This is a genomic window from Azospirillum terrae, from assembly GCF_053470425.1.
This window is the reverse complement of the sequence record NZ_JBPXMR010000002.1, coordinates 625462-648470: the sequence shown is the minus strand read 5'-3', so window position 1 is coordinate 648470 and position 23009 is coordinate 625462. Positions and strand designations below refer to the sequence as shown.

The following is a 23009-nucleotide window of genomic DNA, read 5'->3' as shown; positions in this document are numbered from 1 at the left end:
GCGGCCCGACATGATCGGCGTGCGGATTACCCGCGGTAATAGCGTTGCGGCACGAACGGCGTCGCCGCGACCCTGGCGGCCTGCGGCTTGCCGCGGACCATCAGCGTCAGCGGCGTGCCCTCGGCGGCGCGGGCGATGTCCACATAGCCCATGGCGATCGGGCCGTTCACCGTCGGGCCGAAGCCGCCGCTGGTGATCTCGCCCAGCCGGTTGCCGGCCTCGTCGACGATCTCCGTGTGTTCGCGCGCAGGCGCCCGGCCGTCAGGGCGGATGCCGACGCGGCGGCGCGGCGCCCCGCCCTTGAGCTGACCCAGCACGATCTCCGCTCCGGGAAAGCCGCCCTCTTCGCGGCGGCGCTTGGACAGCGCCCACTCCAGCGCCGCCTCGACGGGCGTCGTCGTCTCGTCGATGTCGTGGCCGTACAGGCACAGCCCGGCCTCCAGACGCAGCGAGTCGCGGGCGCCCAGGCCGACCGCTTCCACCTCGGCTTCCGCCAGCAGGGCGCGGGCAATGGGCTCGGCGTCGCTCTGGTCGCAGGAGATCTCGTAGCCGTCCTCGCCGGTGTAGCCCGAGCGCGAGATCAGCACCGGGATGCCGTTGAAGGTGGCCGGCAGCAGGCTCATGAACTTCATGGACGCCGCTTCGGGGATGAAGCGCGCCAGCACCTCCGCCGCGGCGGGGCCTTGCAGCGCCATCAGCGCGGCGTCGGGCAGCGGCTCGACCTCCGCCTTGCCCTTCAGGCGTTCGCGCAGATGGGCGATGTCGTGCTCCTTGCGGGCGGCGTTGACCACCAGGAACAGGTGGTCGCCGGCGTTGGTGACCATCAGGTCGTCGAGGATGCCGCCGGTCTCGTTGGTGAACAGCGTGTAGCGCATGCGCCCACGCCCCAGCCCCTTGATGTCGCCGGGCACCAGCGACTCCAGCGCCGCCGCCGGATCGGCGCCGGTCAAGCGCACCTGCCCCATGTGCGACACGTCGAACAGGCCGGCCTGCGCGCGGGTGTGCTGGTGTTCCTTGAGGATGCCCAGGGGGTACTGCACCGGCATGTCGTAGCCGGCGAACGGCACCATGCGGGCGCCCAGCTCGAGGTGCAGGGCGTGCAGCGGCGTCTTTTTGATGCTTTGGTTGTTCTGGACTTCAGGCGACTCGGTCACGCGCGTTCTCCGACAGTGGTTCACGCCGCGCGAATGCGCGGGTGCCAGCCCCCTCTGTCGTGGACCTGAGAGATTCACCGTCCGGGCACGATCCCGAAAACCGGTTTACTCCTTCGGTGAGGCCCCGCGCCCATGGGCGTGGAGCCTGCTTTCCAGAGTGCCTGTCCCTGCGGTCCGTTTGCCTGAGAGTTTCCGGGGGCGGTTGCTCCTTCGGCGCCGCCTGCCGGTGCCGTCAGGCACCGCGGCGGTCTCTCCCGCGAGGGGTCGTCAGCGTGTGCGGCCTAAGCTAACCGCTCCCGGCCGATTGTCAATCGTGCGAAGGTCAGCGCTTGGCCTGTTTCATGTTGAAGTCGAGCTGTTCGGGCGTCAGCTGGAAGCCGACCAGCACCTTCCAGTTCTTGGCGTTGGTGCCCTTGGGCAGCGGGATCTTCGGCGCCAGTTCCTCCTTGGTGACCACGCGGCTCTGGCCCTTGGGGAACTCGACCGTGGTGTCGAACTCGCTCTTGCTGACCGGCGTCTCCTCGTCGGGGCGGGTCAGCGCCACGAAGTAGCGGTAGGAGGCCTGATTGCCCTGCAGGGCTGGGCCGCGCTCGGCGAGGACGAACAGATTGAGGTTCAGCGTGACGCCGTCACTGCCGTACTCGCAGTTGCCGCTGTAATCGGTCAGCGCCGCACGCGAGGAAATGTCCGTCATGTCCTTGCCGCCCGGCCGGAACTGAGTCGCTTCCTGCAACTCGCGCACGATCCCCACCTTGGGGCAGGCGAGCGCCACATCGCCCGGCTGTTCCGCGCCGCCGAGCAGCGAGCAGCCGGCCAGCGCAAAGAGGCCGGCGAAAAGGCCGAGCGCCGTCAGGCTTTTCCGGACAGGGGTTCCTATATTACGGTCGCGGCGGTCCATGCGTCTGGCCTGCTTTAGGTTGGATCAGGTGGCACCGCACTGTAGAGAACCTACCGCACCCGCACAAGGCGCCGCTCCCCTGGCGCACCCGAGGAAGAATGACCGCGAAAGCCCCGCTCACCATCCTGCTGGCCGCCCCGCGCGGCTTCTGCGCCGGCGTCGACCGGGCGATCCAGATCGTCGAAGTGGCGCTGGAGCGTTACGGCGCCCCGGTCTATGTCCGGCACGAGATCGTCCACAACCGCTTCGTGGTCGAGAGCCTGGAGGCCAAGGGCGCCGTCTTCGTGGACGAGCTGGACGAGGTGCCGGACGGCGTGCCGGTGGTGTTCTCGGCGCACGGCGTGCCCAAGGCGGTGCCGGACGAGGCCGACCGGCGCGGCCTGTTCTACCTGGACGCCACCTGCCCGCTGGTCAGCAAGGTGCACCGCGAGGCCGAACGCCACCACACCGAGGGCCGGCAGGTCATCCTGATCGGCCACGCCGGCCACCCGGAGGTGGTCGGCACCATGGGCCAGCTGCCCGAGGGGGCCGTCCTGCTGGTGGAGACGGTGGAGGACGTGGCGCGCATCACCGTGGAGAACCCCGGCAACCTCGCCTTCGCCACACAGACGACGCTGTCGGTGGACGAGACGGCCGGCATCCTGGCGGCGTTGCAGGCGCGCTTCCCCGCCATCAACAGCCCGCGCAAGGAGGACATCTGCTACGCCACCACCAACCGCCAGCAGGCGGTGAAGGCCATCGCCCCGCAGGTGGACGCGGTGCTGGTGCTGGGCGCGCCCAACTCGTCCAACTCCAAGCGCCTGGTCGAGGTAGCGAAGAACGCCGGCTGTCCGCACGCCCAGCTCGTTCAGCGGGCCGCGGACATCGACTGGCGGAATCTGGGCGGCATTCGCCGGCTCGGCATTACGGCCGGCGCCTCGGCGCCGGAGGTGCTGGTGGAAGAGGTGATCGCAGCGGCCAAGTCGCGTTTCGAGGTGACGGTCGAACAGGTGCGCACCGCCGTCGAGGACGTCGTCTTCAAGCTGCCCAAGGCGCTGACCGACGAGGATGCCCCTTCCCGGAAGGCCGCGGCGAACGCATAATCATAGGGTTACGCCGTAGCGGTGGAGGCTTCAGTGGCGCAGCCGGCATTCAAGGGCATGACCATCGACGACTTCCTCGACTGGGCCGACCAGGACCCGGACGTGAAGTACGAACTCGTCCATGGTCAGCCGCGGGCGATGACCGGCGGGACCGAGGCGCACAGTCAGGTTGGGACCAATCTGGCCTTCGAGATCCGCAGCCGCCTCAAACGCCCTTGCCGGGTGATCGGGGAGTCGAGCATCGCGCGTGAAGACCGCGACGACCGCTATTATGTCGCCGACGTTGCCGTCACATGCTCGCCACCGGAACCGGGCCGCCGCTTCATGCAGGACCCGGTTCTGATTGCCGAGGTTCTGTCGGACAGCACCGCCCTGCACGACCGCGGCACCAAGGTTCCGGACTACATGCAGATCGCGTCCGTGCAGGAGATCCTGCTGGTGGACAGCCGCGCGCCGCGGGCGCAGCTGTGGCGGCGCGACGGGGCGCGCTGGATCGTCGAGGACTTCACGGACACCGCGACGCTGCCGCTGGCGTCGGTCGGGATCGACCTGCCGCTGCCGGCCCTGTACGAAGGCGTGGCGTTCTGACGTTGACCGGCGCCGCGAATCCCGGTAAGCGCCTGACCCCATGGCCGTATACACCGAAGTCTCCGACGAGGAGCTGAGCGCGTTCGCCGCCCAGTACGCGCTGGGCGCCGTACTGTCGTGCAAGGGCATCGCCGAGGGGGTGGAGAATTCCAATTTCCTCCTGGTCACCGAAAGCGGCCCTTACATCCTGACGCTCTACGAGAAGCGCACCCGGCGCGAGGATCTGCCGTTCTTCCTCGGCCTGATGGAGCATTTGTCGGAGCACGGCGTCGACTGCCCGCTCCCCGTGCACGCCACGGACGGACAGGCGCTGCACGAGCTGTGCGGCCGGCCGGCGGTGATCGTCACCTTCCTCAAGGGCCTGTGGCCGCGCCGCATCCAGCCGCAGCACTGCGGCCAGCTGGGCGAAGCGCTGGCGCGGCTGCACCTTGCCGGGGCGGGCTTCGGGATGCGGCGCGAGAACGCGCTGTCGCTGGCCGGCTGGCAGGACCTGTTCGCCAAGTGCGCCGACCGCGCCGACGAGGTGCGGGACGGTTTGCGCGACACGCTGGCGGCCGAGCTGGACGACCTCGCCGCGCACTGGCCCGGCGATCTGCCGAGCGGCATCATCCACGCCGACCTGTTCCCGGACAACGTGTTCTTCAGCGGCGAGCGGCTGTCGGGACTGATCGACTTCTACTTCGCGTGCAACGACTTCCTGGCCTACGACGTGGCGATCTGCATGAACGCGTGGTGCTTCGAGGCGGACGGCGCGTTCAACGCCACCAAGGCGCGGATGCTGTTGACCGGCTACCAGCGCGTGCGCCCGCTGTCAGACAGCGAATTGAGCGCCCTGCCCTGGCTGTGCCGCGGCAGCGCCGTGCGTTTCCTGCTGACGCGGCTGTACGACTGGCTGAACCACCCGCCGGGCGCCTTCGTACGCCCCAAGGACCCGCTGGAGTACCTGCGCAAGCTGCGCTTCCACCAGACGGTCAAGGGCATCGGCGATTACGGCCTGGACGCGGGAGCCTGACCCGATGAGCGACGAAGCGAGCGGCGCGAAGGTCGTGGACATCTTCACCGATGGCGCGTGCAGCGGCAACCCCGGCCCCGGCGGCTGGGGCGCCATCCTGCGCTACGACGGCGTCGAGAAGGAGCTGTGCGGCGGCGAGGGTGGCACCACCAACAACCGCATGGAGCTGATGGCCGCCATTCAGGCGCTGGAGGCGCTGAAGCGGCCGATGACGGTGCGGCTCTACACCGACAGCGAGTACGTGAAGAACGGCATCACGCAGTGGATCAAGGGCTGGAAGGTCCGCGGCTGGAAGACGGCCGACAAGAAGCCGGTGAAGAACGTCGACCTCTGGCAGCGCCTGGACGAGGCGGCGCAACGCCATGACATCCAGTTCCACTGGGTGCGCGGCCACGCCGGCCACCCCGAGAACGAGCGCGCCGACGAGTTGGCCCGCCGCGGCTTGGCCGAGGCGCGCGAGAGCCGCGGGCTGGGGCGGGCCTGATCCCCTCCCCCTCGTGTAGGGGGAGGGGCAGAATCCCGACGAAATCAGAGCTTTGCCATCACCGCTTCGGCGCTCGACACCTCGAACTGGCCGGGCTGCTCGACCGCGAGGTGGGTGACCTTGCCGTCCTCCGCCACCAGCACGAAGCGCTGGCCGCGCTTGCCGAGGCCGAAGCCCGAGCCGTCCATGGTCAGGCCCAGCGCCTCAGTGAAGGCCGCGTTGCCGTCGGGGAGCAGGAAGACCTTGCCGTCCACGCCGTTCTTCTCGCCCCAGGCGCGCATGACGAAGGGGTCGTTGACGGCGAGGCAGACGATCTCCTGCACGCCCTTGGCCTTGATGGCGTCCGCGTTCTGCACGAAGCCCGGTAGGTGCTTGGCCGAGCAGGTCGGCGTGAAGGCGCCGGGCAGCGAGAACAGGACGACCTTCTTGCCCTTGAAGAGGTCGCCGGTGTTGACCTCCTGCATGCCGTTGTCGGTCAGGTGCTTGAGGGTGACGGACGGAATGGTGTCGCCGACGTTGATGGCCATGATTGTCTCTCTCCCGTTGATTTGTTGGGCCTAAGGTTCGTTCTATCCACGCAACCGCCGCCCGGCAAGCCGGACGGACGTCTCAGTGCTTGCCGCCCGCCGCGTCCAGCGCGTCCACAACCGCCGCCTCGCTCAGCAGTTCGGGCAGCGGCACGCCGTCCGGCGCGCCGGGGCCGTAGACGATGTTGAACGGAATGCCATAGCGCCCGTGCGCCGCGAGGTAGGCGGTGATGCGCTCGTCCGGCCGGGTCCAGTCGGCGCGCATGGCGACGACGCCGTCGGCGCCCAGGCGCTTGGCCGACTCGCCGCGGTTGATGACCAGCTTCTTGTTGGCCTGACAGGTGATGCACCAGTCGGCGGTGACGTCGACGAACACCGTGCGCCCGGCCGCCACATGCCCGTGGATCGCCGCTTCGTCGAACGTCACCCAACGCGAGGCCGAATCCACCACCGGAGCGGCATCGGCACCGCGCCCGAACTGCGCCGGCACCGCGAACGCGGCCACCAACAGCACGCCGGCCACCGCGGTCCCCGCCCAGCCAACCCGCCCGTGCCGGCCGCCGCCGAGCCACAGCGCCAGCAACAGCGCCACCATGAACGCGCCCACCACCCCGGCGACCGTGTCACCGACCTGCACCGCCATGACCATCAGCAGCCACACCCCGGTCAACGCCAGCGCCACCCCCATCACCCGGCGCAGCGTCAGCATCCAGTGCCCCGGCCGCGGCAGCAGCCGGGCCAGCCGCGGCACCGCCGCCACCGCCAGATAGGGCAGCGCCAGCCCAACGCCGAGGGCGGCGAACACCGCAACGATCTCCAGCGTCCCGCGCGCCAGCGCGAAGCCCACCGCGGTGCCGAGGAACGGCGCCGAACACGGCGTGGCGAGCAGCGTGGCGAAAGCGCCGGTAGCGAACGGGCCGGCCAGGCCGTGCCCTTCCTCCGGCCCGGACAGCGCGTCGGCCAGCCGGCGCGGCAGCGGGATCTCGAACAGGCCCCAGAGGTTGGCGGCGAACAGCGTCACCAGCACGACCATGAAGACCAGGAACAGCGGCTGCTGGAACTGGATGCCCCACCCCACCGACGCCCCCGCCGCCTTCAGCCCCACCATGGCCCCGGCCAGCACCAGGAACGACGCGACGATGCCCGCGGCCGAGGCCAGGAAACCGGCCCGCACCGCGCGCGGCGCCGCCCCGCCGTGCTGCACGGCGTGCAGCAGCTTCAGCGACAGCACCGGCAGCACGCAGGGCATCAGGTTGAGGATCAGCCCGCCCAGCAGCGCCACGCCCAGCATGGCGAGCAGTGACGGCGCAATCCCGCCGCCACCCGCCGGCCCGACCGGCCCGGCGACGACGGTGCCGTGCAGTTCCGCGGCGCGGTCGCCGTCCACCAGGGTCAGCGTCGCCGGCCGGCCGGCGAGGTCCAGATCCTTCGGCGCATCGGCCACCTGGAAGCGCAGCACCGCCGTGCGCCCGCCGTCCGACAGCCGCACCGTCGGCGCGGTGAGCGGCATGGGGGGCTCCAGTTCGACGAAGACGTCCGGCGTGGCGAAGGGTTCGCGGGCCGTGGCCTCCACCTCGACCACCGCGCCCTGGGTGCGGACGGCGCGGATCTCCAGCCCGGCGGCGCGGCCGTCGCCGGGCACGCGGTTCTCGGCACGCGAGACGATGTTGGCCTCCGGCCCCGCGACGGCCGGCCCGGCGGGGAGGTCCAGCGTCACGTCGACGCGCTGCGGCACGCAGATTTCCGAGCACACCAGCAGATCGACGCCGGCCTTCAACGCCAGCGGCTTGCCGGGCTCGGCCGGCACGGCGCGCACCGGGAAGGTCACCGCACCGTCGTAGCCGATCGCCTCGATGCCCAGCGTCGTCGTGCGGTGCGGCGTCGGATAGCCGAAACTGGCCTCCTTCAGGTTGGCCGAGCCGTTCCATTCGATGCGCGGCGGCAGGCCGGCGTCGCCGGGCGAGCGCCAATAGGTCTTCCAGCCGGGCTCCAGGCGAATTTCCAGCGCCAGCGGCAGCGAGTCCCGGTCGCCGGTGCCCTCCACCGCCGAGACGAGGCGCGCCTGCACCGGGCCGCCCTTGGCCCACGGACCGGCCGCGGCGAGAGCGTTGCCCGAAAGGGCAAGGGCCAGGAGCATCGGAAGGACGGCAAACCTTTTCATCGCTGCACTGTTCTCATGTCAGTTCCGCGAACCGGCGTATGCCGACGCGGCATCGGGCCGCAAAATCAGGTGGCGCAAATTTGGGTGACAGGCCGCGCCTCCTGCTGTCACACTCGAAGCCAGGCGGCGGCGGGGTCCGTACACCCCGGGCTTTTCCGCCCAGGACACAAGGATACCGCCCATGCCGTACTCGACCAAGTCTTCCGAATACCTGAAGTCTTCCGAGTACCTGACCGGCCAGCTGCTGATCGCCATGCCCGCCATGACGGACCCGCGGTTCCAGCGCACCGTGATCTATATGTGTGCGCACAACGAGGACGGCGCCATGGGCCTCGTCATCAACAAGCTGTTCGGCTCGATCACCTTCGACGATTTGCTGGACCAGCTCGGCCTGGAGGATACCAAGCCCACGCCCAATTTGCCCGTGCATTATGGCGGACCTGTGGAGTCCGGGCGCGGATTCGTGCTGCACTCGACCGATTACGTGCGCGAGGGCACGCTGGTGGTGGACGACGACGTGGCGCTGACCGCCACCATCGACATCCTGCGCGCCATCGCCGAGAATCGCGGGCCGAAGCGCTCGTTCCTGCTGCTGGGCTATGCCGGCTGGGGGCCGGGGCAACTCGACCAGGAGATCCAGGCCAACGGCTGGCTGAACGTGCCCTGCGACGAGAACCTGCTGTTCGACCCCGACCTGGAGGCGAAGTGGGAACGCGCCTTCGGCAAGGTGGGCGTCAGCCTCTCCATGCTCTCCGGCGAGGCCGGGCACGCGTGAGGTTCTTAGAGCCCCTCTCCCTTCGCGGGAGAGGGGCTTCTAATCACTCTCAAACCGCCTGCGAAGCCACCGCCAAAGCGATGCCGCGGGCTTGCATGAATTCGGTGCAGCGCTCGACCATCCGGCTGCCGACGTAGATCCCCCAGGCGCTCTGGAAACCAGCCGACTCATAGCGTACGTCGACGCGCTGGCCCGCGTGCTTCAGCGTGTAGTGGTGGGAGGTTTCCTGCTTCCAAATGGGCTTCTCGGCCATCTCTGCACCATCGGCTTCGTAACGAGATGTCCCAAATATGGCGCCCAGAGGTTAAACGCTGCTTAACGCCGCAATTTTAGGAATGATCGCACGCCGATTATGGACATTTCCTAATCACGCCACTCTTCGCGCAGCACGGCGTACAGCACGTGGTCCCGCCACGCGCCGTCGATGCGCAGGTAGCCGCGGGCGTAGCCCTCGTGGGTGAAACCGACCTTTTCCAGCAGGCCGCGGCTGGCGTGGTTGGTCGGCAGGCAGGCGGCCTCGACCCGGTGCAGGCCGAGCTGGCCGAAGGCGAAATCCAGCACCAGCCGCGTCGCCGCCGAGATGTAGCCGCGCCGTGCGTACGGCCGCCCGGCCCAGTAGCCGAGCGTCGCCATCTGCGCCACGCCGCGCCGCACGTTGGACAGCCCCAGCCCGCCGACCATGGTGTCCGTCTGCCGGTCGAAGGCGAGGAAGCTGTAGCCCTCGTCGTCGCGCCACTCCTGCGCCTGCCGGCGCAGCCGCCGGGTGAAGGCCGAGCGGGTCAGCGCGTCGGCCGGCCAGGTCGGCTCCCACGGCGTCAGGAAGGCACGGGAATCGGCGCGTAGATCGGCCCATTCCCGCCAGTCGCGCGGCAGCGGCGGCCGGATGTAGCAGGTCGGCCCGTCGAGCCGCACCGCCGGTGGGCTGATCAGCCCGCTGCCGAGCAGACGGATCATCGCGGGGGGCTCCTACGCCAGCCGGGCCGCGATCCGGTCATAGGTCTCCAGCCCCTGGACGGGCCCCAGCGCCGCGACCGTCGGCCGGCACTGCCGCAGGCGGCGCGCGGAGCGCATGACGGCCTCGGCGTCCACCCCCTCGATGCGCAGGACGATCTCGTCCACCGGGATCGGCCGGCCGTAGACCAGCAGCTGCTGGCCGAGCTGCTCGCAGCGCGACATGGTGCTCTCAAGCGCCATCAGCGTGCCGGCCTTCATCTGGGCGCGGGCGCGGGCGACCTCGTCTTCGGTGACGCCTTCGCCGGCCTTGACGATCTCCTCGCAAACGACGGGGATCAACTCCTCCACCTCATCCTCGCCGGTGCCGGCGTAGACGCCGAACAGGCCGCCGTCGCGGTAGCCGCCGGTGAAGGTGTAGATGGAGTAGACCAGACCGCGCTTCTCGCGGATCTCCTGGAACAGGCGGGACGACATGCCGCCGCCCAGCAGCGTCGACAGCACGGAGTGCGCGTAGAAGTCCGGGTCGTGGATGCCCACCCCGTCGAAGCCCAGCACGAGGTGCAGCTGTTCCAGGTCGCGCGCCTCGCGGAAATCGCCGCCGCGGTACAGCGCCCTTTCCGGTTCGGGATGCGTGGCGGACGGCAGGCTGGCGAAGGCCTTCTCCGCCATGGCGACGAAGGCGTCGTGCTCGATGCGGCCGGCGGCGGCCAGCACGATGGACGGCCCGGCGTAGTGCCGGCCCATATAGTCCACCAGCGCCGAACGCGGCAGCTTGCCGACGATCTCCGCCGAGCCCAGGACCGGCCGGCCCAGCGCCTGATCCGGGTAGGCGGTGGTCTGGAAATGATCGAAGATGATGTCGTCGGGCGTGTCGGCCGCCTGACCGATCTCCTGCAACACCACGGTGCGCTCACGCACCAGTTCGGCCTCGTCCAGCACGGAGTGCTGGAGCATGTCGGCGATGATATCCAGCGCCAGCGGCGCGTCCTCGTGCAGCACCTTGGCGTAGTACGCCGTGTGCTCGCGCGTGGTGTAGGCGTTCAGCTGGCCGCCGACGTTCTCGATCTCCTCGGAGATGCGGAAGGCCGTGCGGCGCTTGGTGCCCTTGAACAGCATGTGCTCGACGAGGTGCGCCACGCCGTTGACGCTCGGCGCCTCGTTGCGCGTGCCGACGCCGACCCAGCAGCCGAGCGAGACGGTCTGCACGTCCGGCATGGTGTCGGTGGCGACGCGCAGCCCGTTCGCCAGCGTGGTGACGCGGATGTGGCTCATGCAGCCCCCCGGTCGGCGCCGGTGACAGCGCGGGCGCGCGCGGTGACGAATGCCTGAACGGCGGAGAGGTCGTTGGGCAGCACGGACACGCGCTCCTCACGCTCGAAAAGGTCGGACAGGCGGGGCGGCAAGGCCGGCCGGCGGCCGGTGGCCTTCTCGACCGCGTCGGGGAACTTGGCGGGGTGCGCGGTGGCGAGCACGACGACCGGCACGTTTGGCTTCGTCGCGACCGCCGCGGCCGCGGCGACGCCGACCGCGGTGTGCGGGTCCACGGTGTAGCCGCCGTGACGGCGCCACGTCTCGGTGATGGTCGCCATGGTGGCGTCCTCGTCCACCCGGTGGCCGGCGAAAATCGCCAGCGCCTCGGCCAGTTGCGCATCGGTGACGGTGAAGCGGCCCTCGGCCCGGAAGCGGCGCATGCAGTCCTCCACCGCCGCCCCGTCGCGGCCGAGCAGATCGAACAGCAGGCGCTCGAAGTTGGAAGAGATCTGGATGTCCATGCTGGGGCTTAAAGTAGGCGTGACGCCCTGTGCCGCCATGGTCCCGCTGGCGAAAAACCGCGCCAGGATGTCGTTGGTGTTCGACCCCACGATCAGCTTGCCGATCCCCAGCCCCATCGCCCGCGCGCCGTAGGCGGCGTAGACGTTGCCGAAATTGCCGGTGGGCACGACGAAGTCGATCTCGCGGTCCGGCGCGCCGAGCGCCGCGGCGGCGGCGAAGTAGTAGACGATCTGGGCCATGATGCGCGCCCAGTTGATGGAGTTCACCGCGGACAGGTTGAGTGTGTCGCGGCAGGCGGTGTCGTTGAACATCGCCTTCACTAGGTCCTGGCAGTCGTCGAAGCTGCCTTCCAGGGCGATGTTGTGGACGTTGCTCGACAGCACGCTGGTCATCTGCCGGCGCTGGACTTCCGAGGTGCGGCCCTTCGGGTGCAGGATGAAGATGTCCACGTTGTGACGGTCGCGGCACGCCTCGATGGCGGCCGAACCGGTGTCGCCGGAGGTGGCTCCGACGATGGTCACCCGCTCACCGCGCTTTTCCAGCACATGGTCGAACAGGCGGCCGAGCAGTTGCAGCGCCACATCCTTGAAGGCCAGCGTCGGCCCGTGGAACAGCTCCAGCACCCAGGTGCGCTGGTCGAGCTGCACCAGCGGCGTCACCGCGGCGTGGTCGAACCCGGCGTAGGCGTCGGTGACCAGCGCGCGGAAGTCGCTTTCCGAGATGGCGCCGCCGAGGAAGGGCAGCATGACGCGCACGGCGACCTCGCTGTACGGCAGGCCGCGCAGCGCACGGATGTCGTCGGCAGAGAACTGCGGCCAGAACTCGGGCACGTACAGGCCACCGTCACGGGCGAGCCCGGTCAGAAGGACGTCCTCGAAACCCAGGGCCGGGGCCGCGCCCCGCGTGCTGATGTACCGCACCGCGTTCACTCTCGCTGATAGAGAAGGCGACGAACGTAGCGGGATGGGTGCGATGTCCGCAAGCGGCATGGGCGCGATAAATCGCGGCAGGGCCAGCGTCAGCCCAGATACCGCCGCTCCAGGTGCCGCTTGAACACGCCCGCGTCCAGCGGGCGCCCCGTCGCCTCGGTCAGCAACTCATCCCCCGAGGCCGGCTTGCAGCCCTTGGCGTGCACGTTGGTCCGCAGCCAGCCGACCAGCGGCGCGAAGTCCCCACGCGCCAGACCGGGCTTCACGTCCGGTTCGGCGGCGCAGGCCGCCTCGAACAGTTGGGCGGCGGTCATGGCGCCCAGCGTATAGGTGGGGAAATAGCCCCAGCCGCCGCCCGGCCAGTGGATATCCTGCAAACAGCCCAGGCGGTCGTCGGGCGGCTCGACGCCCAGCAGCTCGCGCATGCCGGCGTTCCAGGCGTCGGGCAGGTCTTCCAGCGCCAGATCGCCGGCGATCAGCGCCTTCTCCAGGCGGTAGCGCAGGATGACGTGCGCGGGATAGGTCACCTCGTCGGCATCGACGCGGATGAAGCCGCGCTCGACGCGGGTGTAGAGGCGGCGCAGATTGTCCGTCTCCCAAGCCGGACCGCGGCCTTCAAAGGCCTCGCGCGCCTCACCGGCCAGCCAGCCGATGAACTCCGGTGAGCGGCTGGCCTGCATCTCGACGATCAGCGATTGCGACTCGTGCACCGCCATGCCGCGCGACTGCCCCACTGGTTGCAGCATCCACGCCCGCGGCCGGCCCTGCTCGTACAGCGCGTGGCCGGTCTCGTGCAGCACGCCCATCAGCGCCTTGGTGAAGTCGGCCTCGTCATAGCGGGTGGTGATGCGCACGTCGTCGTTGGCGCCGCCGCAGAACGGGTGCAGCGACACGTCCAGCCGTCCGCGCGTGAAGTCGAAGCCGGCGGCGCGCATCATGCGCTCGCCCAGCGCCCGCTGCTTTTCCACCGGGAACGGCCCGTGCGGGCGCAGCACCGGCGGTTCGGACGCCTGCTTGTCGAGCACGCTCTGAAACAGGCCGGGCAGAAAGCCCGCCAGATCGTCGAACAGCGCGTCGATCCGCACGGTGCGCGAGCCGGGGTCATGGTCGTCGAGCAGCGCGTCATAGGGGGCGATGCCCAGCGCCTCCCCCTTGGCCTGCGCCTCCTCGCGCACCAGACGCAGCACCTCCTTCAGGGATGGCAGCAGTGCAGCGTAGTCGCTCTCCGCCCGCGCGGTGCGCCACGCCATCTCGCAGGCGGAGGTCGCCTTGCTCGTCGCCTCCACGAGGTCGGAGGGAACGGCGGTCGCCTGCACATGGGAGCGGCGCATCTCGCGCAGGTTGGCCGCCTGCCAATCGTCGAGGCCGCCCTGCCCTTCCGCGGCGGCGAGCTGGTCGCCGAGTTCCGGCGCGGTCATCAGTTCGTGCGCCAGGACGGACAGCGTGGCGGTCTGCTCGGCGCGGCCCTCGGCGGCGCCGTCCGGCATCATGGTCTGCATGTCCCAGCCGAGGATGCCCAGCGCGCCCCCGATGGCGGAGATGCGGGCGAAGCGGCGTTCCAAATCCTGATAAGCGGTCATGAATCCGTCCGGCGGCGGAGGTGGAAGACGACATAGATGACCAGCAGGGTCGCCGCGAGGCTATACCACGTGATGGCGTATTGCAGGTGATTGTTGGGCAGATCGACGCGCGGCTCAATGCCAGCGGGCTGGCCGGCGGTCGCCTGCCCCGGCAGCGCCTCCACCACCACCGGCGCCACCGCGGGCAGCCCGGCGGATGCTGCCATGGCCGGCAGGTCGATGCGGTTCCACACCTCGGCGCCGGGACGGTTGTCGGGCTGCATCCAACCGGGCGGCGCCGGCACGCGCGCCACACCGCGCAGCGTGACCTCGCCGGCTGGGCCATCGTGCAGCGCGGCGCGCTTGTCCATGGCAACCCAGCCGCGGTTCACCAGCACCGGCGGGCCGGCGGCGCGCTGGAGCGGCGTCACCACCTCGTAGCCCACCTGCCCCTGGCGCGGTCGGGCGAGCACCAGCATGGCGCGGTCGTTCAACAGGCGCCCGGTCACCGTGACGGGGCGCAGGTCGAAATCGTCGGGATTGGCGATGGTGGCCGGCAAGGGCACCGGGGCGGACCCCATGCGCTCGTGCACGCGCTGGATCAGCTCTTCCTTCCAGTGCAGCCGCTCCACCTGCCACGTGCCGAGCGCGAGCATCGCCAGCACCGCCGGCACGGTGAACAGCGTCGCCCACAGGCTGGGGCGTCCGGAACCGGCGGAGGTGGCGGCGGCGCTCACGCGGCCGGCCCTTCGTAGTCGTGGCGGCGGTAGCGGTACTGCAAGGCGATCATATATGCCTTGGCCGGCCGCAGCATGCCCAGCGCCAAGCCGAGGATCAGCGTTCCCCAGATCAGCGCGTGCAGCCACAACGGCCACTCCACCTTCATCGACACGAAGAGCGCCACCGGCACGACCAGGAAGCCCAGAAGGAAGATCAGGAACACCGCCGGGCCGTCGCCGGTGTCCTGTTTGGCGAGGTCGAGGTCGCAGGCGTCGCAGCGGTCGGCCACGGTCAGAAAGCCCTTGAACAGGCGGCCCTTGCCGCAACGCGGGCACACGCACCGCACGCCCGCGCTCATCGGCGCCACCCGTGGGTAATAGGCGGTCAATGCCCCGCGTGGGCCGCGCCCAGCGACCCCCACCAGTAGATCGAGGTGAACAGGAACAGCCAGACCACGTCGACGAAGTGCCAGTACCACGCCGCCGCCTCGAAGCCGAAATGGCTGTTCGGCGTGAAGTGGCCCTTCACCGTGCGGTACCAGCACACCGCCAGGAAGATGGTGCCGATGATGACGTGGAAGCCGTGGAACCCCGTCGCCATGAAGAAGGTGGACGGGTAGATGCCCTGGGTGAAGCCGAAGGCGGCGTGGCTGTACTCCCAGCCCTGGAAGAAGCTGAACATGACGCCCAGCAGCACGGTCAGACCCAGCGCCTGGGCGGCCTTCCTGTTGTTGCCGTGCATCAGTTCATGGTGCGCCCAGGTGACCGTCACGCCCGACAGCAGCAGGATGACCGTCATCATGAACGGCAGGTGGAACGGATCGAAGGGCTGGATCGCCGGCGGTGGCCAGACGCCATGCGGGTTCTGCGCGAAGATCTTCGGGAACAGCGAGGCGTCGAAATACGCCCAGAAGAACGCCGCGAAGAACATCACCTCCGACGCGATGAACAGCGCCATACCATAGCGCAGCCCGATCTTGACGACCGGGGTGTGCGCATGCTCGACCACCGCCTCCTTGATGATGTCGCGCCACCAGCCGAACATGACCGCGAGCACGGCCAGGAAGCCGATGATCACCAGCCATTTCTGGTTGTAGTGCATGTAGAGGATGCCGCCGACAGCCAGCATGCCGCCGGCAGCGGCCCCCAGCAGCGGCCAGGGGCTCGGCTTCACCAGATGGTAGGGATGCGGGATGCCTTCGCCGGCATGCGGCTCGGCGACGCTGTGCGGCATATGCCCGTGCGTGATGTCGGCCATGTTCCTCCAACCCCGTGCTCAATTCGTGGCGCCGGCTTCACCCGGACGGGCGGCCGTGCGCTCTCTGGTTGACGAAGCCACGCCGTTCTTGGCGCGGTAGAAGGTGTAGGAGAGCGTGATGGTGGTCACGTCCTCCATGTCCGGATCGTCGGCGAGCGCCGGATCGACGAAGAAGGCAACCGGCAGATCGGCGCTCTCGCCGGGATTCAGCGTCTGCTCGGTGAAGCAGAAGCACTCGATCTTGTCGAAGTAGGATCCGGTCTTCTCGGGCGTCACATTGAACACCGCGGTGCCGACGAGCGGTTCCTTGGAGCGGTTCTCGGCGTGGTAGCTGACCAGCGCGGTTTCACCCAGCTTGACCTTCACCTCCCGCTGGTTGGGGCGGAAGGTCCAGGGCAGGCCGCTGTTGACGTCGGCGTTGAACTGCACCGTCACCACGCGGTCCAGAACCGCACCGGGCGCCGCCTTGGCGCGCTGGGTCGTGCCGCCGAAGCCGGTCACCTGACAGAACAGCGAGTAGAGCGGCACCGACGCGTAGGCGAGCCCGATCATGCCGAAGGCCAGCCCCAGCAGGGTGATGAGAAACACGCGGTTGCGCCGGTGAACCCGCTCGTCCATGTCAATGACCGCCCATGCGGACGATGGTGATCAGGTAGAACAGCGCCACCAGCCCCAGCAGCGCCAGCAGCGTGGCAACGTTGCGGCCGCGCAGCCGGCGGCTGCGCTCATCTTGAGATTCGGTCATCGCCATCTAAAAACCTCCGGGAACGACGTGCTCGCCCACCAACAGGGCGAACAGCAAAAACAGGTAGAGGATCGAGAAGCCGAACATCTGTTTGGCCGGTTTGTCGTCGGTGCCGGTCAGCACGCGCACCGCGCACAGCACGAACAGCGATCCCAGGACAACCGCTCCCGCCAGATAGGCGTACCCGGCGATGCCCAGGAAAAACGGCGCCATGGCGGCCGGCAGCAGCAGCAGCGTGTAGAGCAGCATCTGGCGCTTGGTGACCTCCGCCCCCTCGACCACCGGCAGCATCGGCACGCCGGCCCGCGCGTAGTCGCCGCTGCGGAACAGCGCCAGCGCCCAGAAGTGCGGCGGCGTCCACAGGAAGATCAGCGCGAACAGCGCGATCGACGCCACATCCACGCCGCCGGTCACCGCCGCCCAGCCGATCATCGGCGGGAAGGCGCCGGCCGCCCCGCCGATCACGATGTTCTGCGGCGTGCGGCGCTTCAGCCACATGGTGTAGACGAAGACGTAGAACAGCGTCGCCAGCGCCAGGATGCCGGCCGCCACCCAGTTGACCGCCAGCCCCATCACCACGACCGCCGCCACCGCCAGGAACACGCCGAAGGCCAGCGCCTCGTCCGGCTCGACCCGGCCGGTGGGGATCGGGCGCTTGGCCGTGCGGGCCATCACCGCGTCGATGTCGCGGTCGTACCACATGTTGATGGCCCCCGACGCCCCGGCACCGACCGCGATGCACAGCACCGCCACCGCGGCCAGCAGCGGGTGCAGGTGCCCCGGCGCCACCACCAGCCCGGCGAAGCCGGTGAACACCACCAGCGACATGACGCGCGGCTTCAGCAGCTCGATGAAGTCGCCGACCGAAGCGGCCGGTGCGGTGTCGGCGGCGCCCCCCTGTACGACCCGCTGGACGGTGAGATCCGTCATTGTTTTTCCTCCCGAAGCCCTGGCCCTAAGCCCACGTCGTTACTTGACCCGAGGCAGCGTCTCGAAGGCGTGGAACGGCGGCGGTGAGCTGACCGTCCACTCCAGCGTCGTGGCGCTGGGCCCCCAGTAGGCCGCCCCCACCCGCGCCCCGCGGGTCAGCGTGTGGATGGCGATCCAGACGAACAACAGCGTGGAGCCGAAAGAGATGTAGGAGCCGATGGAAGAAATCATGTTCCACCCGGCAAACGCATCCGGGTAGTCCGGGATGCGGCGCGGCATGCCCGAAAGGCCAAGGAAGTGCTGCGGGAAGAAGGTCATGTTCACGCCGACGAAGGTGGTCCAGAAGTGGACCTTGCCCCAGAACTCCGGGTACTGGCGCCCGCTCATCTTGCCGATCCAGTAGTACCAGCCGGCGAAGATCGAGAACACGGCACCCAGCGACAGCACATAATGGAAGTGCGCCACCACGTAGTAGGTGTCGTGCAGCACCACGTCCATGCCGCCGTTGGCGAGCACCACGCCGGTGACGCCGCCCACCGTGAACAGGAAGATGAAGCCCATGGCCCAGAGCATCGGCGTCTTGAACTCGATGGAGCCGCCCCACATGGTGGCGATCCACGAGAAGATCTTGATGCCGGTCGGCACCGCGATAATCATCGTCGCCGCGGTGAAGTACGCCTTGGTGTCGACGCTGAGGCCCACCGTGTACATGTGGTGCGCCCACACCACGAAGCCGACGACGCCGATGGCGACCATCGCGTAGGCCATGCCGAGATAGCCGAACACCGGCTTCTTGGAGAAGGTCGAGACGATGTGGCTGATGATGCCGAAGCCCGGCAGGATCATGATGTAGACTTCGGGATGCCCGAAGAACCAGAACAGGTGCTGGAACAGGATCGGATCACCGCCGCCTTCCGGGTTGAAGAAGCTCGATCCGAAGTTGCGGTCGGTCAGCAGCATGGTGATGGCGCCGCCCAGCACGGGCACGGCGAGCAGCAGCAGGAAGGCCGTCACCAGCATGGCCCAGACGAACAGCGGCATCTTGTGCAGCGTCATGCCCGGCGCACGCATGTTGAAGATCGTCGTGATGAAGTTCAGCGCCCCCAGCACCGACGACGCGCCGGCCAAGTGCAGGGCGAAGATCGCCATGTCCACGGACGGTCCGGGCTGGCCCGTGGCGCTGGACAGCGGCGGGTAGATGGTCCACCCCGTGCCGGCGCCATTGCCGACGAAAGCGGAGCCCAGCAGCAGCAGGAAGGCCGGGACGATCAGCCAGAAGCTGATGTTGTTGAGGCGCGGAAACGCCATGTCCGGCGACCCGATCATCAACGGCACGAACCAGTTGCCGAAGCCGCCGATCACCGCCGGCATGACCACGAAGAACACCATGATGAGGCCGTGCGCGGTGATCAGCACGTTCCACATCTGGCCGTCGCCGACGATCTGCAGGCCGGGGTGCTGCAACTCGGCGCGCATGATGACCGAGAACAGGCCGCCGATCAGGCCGGCGCAGACGGAGAACACCAGATACAGCGTCCCGATGTCCTTGTGGTTGGTGGAGTAAAGCCAGCGCTGCACGAAGCCCGGCTTGTGATCGTGCGCATGGTCGTGGTGCGCGCCCGTGGTGTTGGCCATCTCTATCCCTCGCTTATGCGATTCTTATCTGGCGGTGGATTCGGCCGGCACTTGCGCCAGCTCGCGCGTGGTGTCCGGCGTGCCGTAGGCGAGCTTGGCCTTGGCGACCCACTCGGCGAACTTTTCCTTCGACACCGCCTCGACGGCGATGGGCATGAAGCCGTGGTTGGCGCCGCAGATCTCCGAGCACTGGCCGTAGTAGACGCCTTCCTTGTCGGCCTTGAACCACGTCTCGTTGAGACGGCCGGGCACCGCGTCCTTCTTCACGCCGAACGCCGGCATCGCCCAGGAGTGGATGACGTCGCCGGCCGTGACCTGCACGCGCACGACGGTGTTCACCGGGACGACCACGCGGTTGTCGACCTCCAGCAGGCGCTTCTGGCCCTCCTTCAGGTCGGCGTCCTGGATCATGTAGCTGGAAAAGGCGAAGCCGCCCTGGTCCGGGTATTCGTAGTCCCAATACCACTGCCGGCCGGTGACCTTGATGGTCATCTCCGCCTGCGGCGTCACCTCCATCATGTAGAGGACGCGGAACGACGGCACGGCGATAACGACCAGGATGATCACCGGGATCACCGTCCACGCCACCTCCAGCAGCGTGTTGTGCGACGCGCTGGAGGGCGTCGGGTTGCGCTTCGCGTTGAAGCGCACGGCCACCGTCACCAGCAGCGCCAGCACCAGCAGCGTGATGGCGGTGATGATCACCAGCAGCAGATTGTGGAAGTCGTCCAGCGCGTGCTTGACCGGCGACGCTGCGGGCTGGAGGCCCATTTCCCAGGGCTGGGGCGCGGCGGCCAGCGCGCCGTGAGCCAGCCCGAGTGCGCAAGTGACAGCGGCCGCGCCAGCGGCGCGTAAGGTATGCGTCATCATCCCCAACCCTCTCTTTGCCGCTGCGCCGAGCACGGCCAGCGGATGCCCCTCTCGCCCGGCTGCCACCCCCGCCCTGTCTCGTGCCCCGCCCGGTTTTCCGGGTCTTGGGCGGGCGGTCTCCGGCGGCGCCGGTGTTTGCTGTCGGCGGCGCCGTGCCATGCGCGTGGAGCGAGCCTCGCATACCCCCACTGCATGTGCGGCAAATCCGCGCACCCAGAACTTGGCCTTAACCCCCCGCCCCTTACAAGGGGTTCCGCGGAAAAACTGTGGCTTTATGCCGCAGGTCTACCCGGAACGTGGCGGTGGCCATGACCTAATTGTTGAGTGTCTTCGTCAGGCGGTAAGTGCGACAGGTTGACGCAGGCCGTCAGCGCGGCTGACGGTTGAGGATGGCCAAATGGTCGGGAGTGCGTAGGGGGCGGAAACTACGCCGCGCTCACCAAGCGCTCCGCACCCGCCACGAGCTGCGGGAAGGTGCGGTCGAACGCCTCGGCGTCGCTCCCGGAGAGCATGAAGCGCACGCGCGCCGTCCCGTCGCGCCGCTCCGTGACCGTGAAGGGGAGCGCCAGCGCGAACCCATCCACGCGCAGCGTTCCCGATACCCCCGGCGCCAAGTCCGGCGCGTCGGTCAGGCAGGCGCCCAGCTGCGACAGGTCGGCGACGCGCGCCGCCGTCTCGGCACCCGCCGCGCTGATCCGGCAGGCGCGCTCCAGGCGGTAGCGCGGGCGCTGGCGGCGATCCACCTCCTGCGTGGCGGTGCGCACGGCGCGCACCAGCGTGGCGCGCAGCGCGTCGATGCTGCCGGCCAGCTCCGCCGCGACTCCGCGCACGTCCGAAGCCCGCGCACCGTTCGCCATCGCCTCCGACGAGACCTCGGCGATGCGCACAGACACCTCTTGCGCGGCCCCGGTGGTCTCCACCACGTTGCGGGAAATCTCCTGCGTCGCCGCCCCCTGCTGGCCCATGGCGGCGGCAACCGAACTGGCGATGGTGTCGATCTCGCCGATGGTCTCGCCGATCTCGCGCACGGCGTTCACCGCCGACGCGGTGCCGACCTGCACGGCGGCGATCTGCTGGGCGATCTCCTCGGTGGCCTTCGCGGTCTGGTTGGCGAGGTTCTTCACCTCGTTCGCCACCACGGCAAACCCCTTGCCGGCCTCGCCCGCACGCGCCGCCTCGATGGTGGCGTTCAGCGCCAGCAGGTTGGTCTGGGCGGCAATGCTCTGGATCAGGTTCGCCACCTCGCCGATGCGGCCCACGGTTTCGGACAGGGAGTGGATGGTGGACTGCGTGCGCTCACCGGCGCCGACGGCGCGGCGGGTGGCCTCGCTGGCGTGGGTCACCTGGTCGTTGATGGCGCGGATGGACGCAGTGAGCTCCTCGACCGCGGTGGCGACGCACTGGGCGTTGGACAACGCCTGCTCGGCCGCCGAGGCGACCCCCTGCGCGTTCATCGACACCTGATCGGCCGACGCCGCCATGGACCCGGCCGAACCGTCCATCTCCTTGGTCCGTGCGGCGACGCGCTCGACCGCCGCGCGCATCTCGCGCTCCACCGTGTCGGCCATGCCGGTGAGCGCCGCGCACTTGGCGGCTTCCGATTCAAGGCGCGCCCGTTCCTGCTGGGCGTGCAGGCGTTCGTTCTCCAGGCCGTGCCGCTTGAACACCTCGACCGCCTTCGCCATCAGGCCGATCTCGTCCTGCCGGTCGATGCCCGGCACCGCGACGTCGAAGCGGCCCTGCGCCAGCACGCCCATAGTGTCGGTCATGCCGCGGATCGGCCGGTTGACCTGCGCCGTGATCACCCACGCGGCCACCGCCGCCAGCACCAGCACCGCCGCCAACAGCGCCACGCTGACCAGCAGCGCGCCGTCCGCCGCTGCCACCTCGCGGTCGAGCAGCGCGCGCACTTCGGCGGACGCCGCCACCTGCGCCTCCAGGATGCGCTCGATGCCCGCGGTCGCCGCGGCGAACCAGCGCGGACCATCCACCGGATACGCCGCGGCCTTGGCCGACGCTTCGTAGACCGCAGCGCGGGTCGTCTCGAACTCGCCGAAATAGACGCGGTCGATGGCGCCGCCGGCCGCCGCCATGCTCGCGCCGAAGCCGCTCACCAGCCGGCGGAACGCCGTCCAGCCGCTGTCCACACGGCCGCGGGCGCGCGACACCGCCTCCAGCTGCGCGGCGGTGAACGGCTTGCCGCCGGCCACCGCGCCGGCCACCATGCCGCGCTCGCGCCCGGCGAACTCGCTCATCTCCCACAGGGCGTTCTTCAGGTCGAAGGCGCGCAGCACCAGCCCGCCGCTCGCCGGCCCGGAATCCTCCACGGCACCGCGCAGCGTCTGGCTCGCCAGGATCAGCGCACTCATGCGCGGGAACCAGTCGCGGCGCAGATCCGCCACAGCCTCGCCCTTCGCCAGCGCCTCGTCCACCTGCCGACGCAGCCCCTCCACGGCGCGCAACGCCGCCTCGGCCTCGCGCAACGCCGTGTCGAGCGCGGCACCGCCGGTCAGGGCGCGCGCGCGCGCCTGCGCGTCGGCAAAGGCGGCATCACCAGCGCGGCGCTTGGCGGCGATGTCGTCGCGTTGCGCCGGGGTCGCGGCCTTGGGATCGGCCAGCACGGCGTTGGCGGTGCCGCGCTCCACCGCCCAGGCCCCGGCGGCGGTCAACAACTGGTCGGACAGGCCATTGATGGCGCGCACGCGCTCGGCCGCGCGCCGTGTCTCCAGAGCATTGAGCGCCTGATACCCGGCGACGGCGACCAGCATGGCGCCGAGAATCGCGACCAGCAGCAGCAGCTTCGCCCGGATCGTCATCACACACCCTCCCCACAACCCGCCGGGCTGATCCCGCGCAATTTAGTGAGAGCTTTATGCATGCAACCGTGCCCGGTAACTGCGCAAATTGGCGCAGGCTTGGGCAGCGGGCGTTACGGTACGGAGGGCAAGATTTCACA

Annotated in this window: 23 protein-coding genes and 1 riboswitch; of the genes, 5 read left to right on the top strand and 18 right to left on the bottom strand. The window is 69.2% G+C overall.

The annotated features are described in order from the left end of the window. Positions 1-26: 26 nt before the first annotated feature. Together gcvT and ACSVDD_RS09605 are read right to left on the bottom strand one after the other, a co-directional pair. A complete protein-coding gene (gene gcvT / locus ACSVDD_RS09610) occupies positions 27-1154 on the bottom strand; it encodes a glycine cleavage system aminomethyltransferase GcvT (RefSeq protein WP_448189107.1) in 1128 nt (375 codons plus the stop codon). Positions 1155-1314: 160 nt separating this feature from the next. Next, positions 1315-1421: riboswitch (glycine riboswitch) on the bottom strand. Between the two features lie 55 nt (positions 1422-1476). After that, a complete protein-coding gene (locus ACSVDD_RS09605; RefSeq protein WP_448189106.1) occupies positions 1477-2052 on the bottom strand; it encodes a hypothetical protein in 576 nt (191 codons plus the stop codon). Between the two features lie 98 nt (positions 2053-2150). Between ACSVDD_RS09605 and ispH the strand changes: the two genes are divergently transcribed. From ispH to rnhA, 4 genes are read left to right on the top strand one after another with little or no spacing between them, the layout of a single operon-like run. Continuing rightward, a complete protein-coding gene (ispH, locus tag ACSVDD_RS09600; protein ID WP_448189105.1) occupies positions 2151-3134 on the top strand; it encodes a 4-hydroxy-3-methylbut-2-enyl diphosphate reductase in 984 nt (327 codons plus the stop codon). Positions 3135-3167: 33 nt separating this feature from the next. Next, positions 3168-3722 (top strand): Uma2 family endonuclease, encoded by a 555-nt coding sequence (locus ACSVDD_RS09595; protein WP_448189104.1) that lies wholly within the window; start codon positions 3168-3170, stop codon positions 3720-3722. Positions 3723-3762: 40 nt separating this feature from the next. Beyond that, positions 3763-4734 (top strand): homoserine kinase, encoded by a 972-nt coding sequence (locus tag ACSVDD_RS09590; RefSeq protein ID WP_448189103.1) that lies wholly within the window; start codon positions 3763-3765, stop codon positions 4732-4734. A gap of 4 nt (positions 4735-4738) precedes the next feature. Continuing rightward, positions 4739-5218 carry a ribonuclease HI gene (gene rnhA / locus ACSVDD_RS09585; protein ID WP_448189102.1) on the top strand — a complete coding sequence of 160 codons (480 nt, stop codon included), beginning with the start codon at positions 4739-4741 and terminating at the stop codon, positions 5216-5218. A gap of 44 nt (positions 5219-5262) precedes the next feature. Here the strand turns inward: rnhA and ACSVDD_RS09580 are convergent, their stop codons facing one another. Both ACSVDD_RS09580 and ACSVDD_RS09575 read right to left on the bottom strand, forming a co-directional pair. Further along, entirely contained in the window at positions 5263-5745 is a 483-nt protein-coding gene (locus tag ACSVDD_RS09580; RefSeq protein WP_448189101.1) for a peroxiredoxin, read from the bottom strand. Positions 5746-5827: 82 nt separating this feature from the next. Continuing rightward, a complete protein-coding gene (locus tag ACSVDD_RS09575; RefSeq protein WP_448189100.1) occupies positions 5828-7882 on the bottom strand; it encodes a protein-disulfide reductase DsbD family protein in 2055 nt (684 codons plus the stop codon). Positions 7883-8087: 205 nt separating this feature from the next. Between ACSVDD_RS09575 and ACSVDD_RS09570 the strand changes: the two genes are divergently transcribed. Further along, the gene (locus ACSVDD_RS09570) at positions 8088-8681 is read left to right on the top strand and encodes a YqgE/AlgH family protein (protein WP_448189099.1); all 594 of its coding nucleotides are present in this window, start codon (positions 8088-8090) and stop codon (positions 8679-8681) included. Between the two features lie 49 nt (positions 8682-8730). Here the strand turns inward: ACSVDD_RS09570 and ACSVDD_RS09565 are convergent, their stop codons facing one another. The 14 genes from ACSVDD_RS09565 to ACSVDD_RS09500 form a co-directional block, all read right to left on the bottom strand. Further along, entirely contained in the window at positions 8731-8934 is a 204-nt protein-coding gene (locus ACSVDD_RS09565) for a hypothetical protein (RefSeq protein ID WP_448189098.1), read from the bottom strand. Between the two features lie 110 nt (positions 8935-9044). Next, complete coding sequence (locus ACSVDD_RS09560; RefSeq protein ID WP_448189097.1) at positions 9045-9635, bottom strand: GNAT family N-acetyltransferase; 591 nt, start codon at positions 9633-9635, stop codon at positions 9045-9047. Positions 9636-9647: 12 nt separating this feature from the next. Continuing rightward, the gene (locus ACSVDD_RS09555; protein ID WP_448189096.1) at positions 9648-10907 is read right to left on the bottom strand and encodes a M16 family metallopeptidase; all 1260 of its coding nucleotides are present in this window, start codon (positions 10905-10907) and stop codon (positions 9648-9650) included. Beyond that, positions 10904-12328 (bottom strand): threonine synthase, encoded by a 1425-nt coding sequence (gene thrC / locus ACSVDD_RS09550; protein ID WP_448189095.1) that lies wholly within the window; start codon positions 12326-12328, stop codon positions 10904-10906. Before thrC ends, ACSVDD_RS09555 begins: the two co-directional genes overlap by 4 nt. 98 nt (positions 12329-12426) lie before the next feature. Then, the gene (locus ACSVDD_RS09545) at positions 12427-13917 is read right to left on the bottom strand and encodes a carboxypeptidase M32 (RefSeq protein WP_448189094.1); all 1491 of its coding nucleotides are present in this window, start codon (positions 13915-13917) and stop codon (positions 12427-12429) included. After that, a complete protein-coding gene (locus tag ACSVDD_RS09540; RefSeq protein ID WP_448189093.1) occupies positions 13914-14633 on the bottom strand; it encodes an SURF1 family protein in 720 nt (239 codons plus the stop codon). Before ACSVDD_RS09540 ends, ACSVDD_RS09545 begins: the two co-directional genes overlap by 4 nt. Then, positions 14630-14974, bottom strand: a complete 345-nt coding sequence (locus ACSVDD_RS09535) for a DUF983 domain-containing protein (protein WP_448189092.1) — start codon at positions 14972-14974, stop codon at positions 14630-14632. Before ACSVDD_RS09535 ends, ACSVDD_RS09540 begins: the two co-directional genes overlap by 4 nt. A 26-nt stretch (positions 14975-15000) precedes the next feature. Further along, a complete protein-coding gene (locus tag ACSVDD_RS09530) occupies positions 15001-15873 on the bottom strand; it encodes a cytochrome c oxidase subunit 3 (RefSeq protein ID WP_448189091.1) in 873 nt (290 codons plus the stop codon). A gap of 18 nt (positions 15874-15891) precedes the next feature. Further along, complete coding sequence (locus ACSVDD_RS09525) at positions 15892-16491, bottom strand: cytochrome c oxidase assembly protein (protein WP_448189090.1); 600 nt, start codon at positions 16489-16491, stop codon at positions 15892-15894. Position 16492: 1 nt separating this feature from the next. Then, positions 16493-16624: a cytochrome c oxidase system small membrane protein gene (locus ACSVDD_RS09520; protein WP_448189089.1), complete on the bottom strand. Its 132-nt coding sequence runs from the start codon at positions 16622-16624 to the stop codon at positions 16493-16495. Then, positions 16625-17548: a heme o synthase gene (gene cyoE, locus ACSVDD_RS09515; RefSeq protein WP_448189088.1), complete on the bottom strand. Its 924-nt coding sequence runs from the start codon at positions 17546-17548 to the stop codon at positions 16625-16627. It lies immediately after the preceding gene. Between the two features lie 39 nt (positions 17549-17587). Beyond that, the gene (gene ctaD / locus ACSVDD_RS09510; protein WP_448189087.1) at positions 17588-19183 is read right to left on the bottom strand and encodes a cytochrome c oxidase subunit I; all 1596 of its coding nucleotides are present in this window, start codon (positions 19181-19183) and stop codon (positions 17588-17590) included. A gap of 24 nt (positions 19184-19207) precedes the next feature. After that, entirely contained in the window at positions 19208-20053 is an 846-nt protein-coding gene (gene coxB, locus ACSVDD_RS09505) for a cytochrome c oxidase subunit II (protein WP_448189086.1), read from the bottom strand. A gap of 425 nt (positions 20054-20478) precedes the next feature. Further along, positions 20479-22869, bottom strand: a complete 2391-nt coding sequence (locus ACSVDD_RS09500; RefSeq protein ID WP_448189085.1) for a methyl-accepting chemotaxis protein — start codon at positions 22867-22869, stop codon at positions 20479-20481. Positions 22870-23009 lie beyond the last annotated feature (140 nt).

Coding starts and splice junctions, on each gene's coding strand:
- ACSVDD_RS09605 (WP_448189106.1), bottom strand. CDS start 2,052: ATGGACCGCCGCGACCGTAATATAGGAACCCCTGTCCGGAAAAGCCTG.
- ispH (WP_448189105.1), top strand. CDS start 2,151: ATGACCGCGAAAGCCCCGCTCACCATCCTGCTGGCCGCCCCGCGCGGC.
- ACSVDD_RS09590 (WP_448189103.1), top strand. CDS start 3,763: ATGGCCGTATACACCGAAGTCTCCGACGAGGAGCTGAGCGCGTTCGCC.
- rnhA (WP_448189102.1), top strand. CDS start 4,739: ATGAGCGACGAAGCGAGCGGCGCGAAGGTCGTGGACATCTTCACCGAT.
- ACSVDD_RS09580 (WP_448189101.1), bottom strand. CDS start 5,745: ATGGCCATCAACGTCGGCGACACCATTCCGTCCGTCACCCTCAAGCAC.
- ACSVDD_RS09575 (WP_448189100.1), bottom strand. CDS start 7,882: ATGCTCCTGGCCCTTGCCCTTTCGGGCAACGCTCTCGCCGCGGCCGGT.
- ACSVDD_RS09570 (WP_448189099.1), top strand. CDS start 8,088: ATGCCGTACTCGACCAAGTCTTCCGAATACCTGAAGTCTTCCGAGTAC.
- ACSVDD_RS09565 (WP_448189098.1), bottom strand. CDS start 8,934: ATGGCCGAGAAGCCCATTTGGAAGCAGGAAACCTCCCACCACTACACG.
- ACSVDD_RS09560 (WP_448189097.1), bottom strand. CDS start 9,635: ATGATCCGTCTGCTCGGCAGCGGGCTGATCAGCCCACCGGCGGTGCGG.
- ACSVDD_RS09555 (WP_448189096.1), bottom strand. CDS start 10,907: ATGAGCCACATCCGCGTCACCACGCTGGCGAACGGGCTGCGCGTCGCC.
- ACSVDD_RS09545 (WP_448189094.1), bottom strand. CDS start 13,917: ATGACCGCTTATCAGGATTTGGAACGCCGCTTCGCCCGCATCTCCGCC.
- ACSVDD_RS09535 (WP_448189092.1), bottom strand. CDS start 14,974: ATGAGCGCGGGCGTGCGGTGCGTGTGCCCGCGTTGCGGCAAGGGCCGC.
- ACSVDD_RS09530 (WP_448189091.1), bottom strand. CDS start 15,873: ATGGCCGACATCACGCACGGGCATATGCCGCACAGCGTCGCCGAGCCG.
- ACSVDD_RS09525 (WP_448189090.1), bottom strand. CDS start 16,491: ATGGACGAGCGGGTTCACCGGCGCAACCGCGTGTTTCTCATCACCCTG.
- ACSVDD_RS09520 (WP_448189089.1), bottom strand. CDS start 16,624: ATGGCGATGACCGAATCTCAAGATGAGCGCAGCCGCCGGCTGCGCGGC.
- cyoE (WP_448189088.1), bottom strand. CDS start 17,548: ATGACGGATCTCACCGTCCAGCGGGTCGTACAGGGGGGCGCCGCCGAC.
- ctaD (WP_448189087.1), bottom strand. CDS start 19,183: ATGGCCAACACCACGGGCGCGCACCACGACCATGCGCACGATCACAAG.
- coxB (WP_448189086.1), bottom strand. CDS start 20,053: ATGATGACGCATACCTTACGCGCCGCTGGCGCGGCCGCTGTCACTTGC.
- ACSVDD_RS09500 (WP_448189085.1), bottom strand. CDS start 22,869: ATGACGATCCGGGCGAAGCTGCTGCTGCTGGTCGCGATTCTCGGCGCC.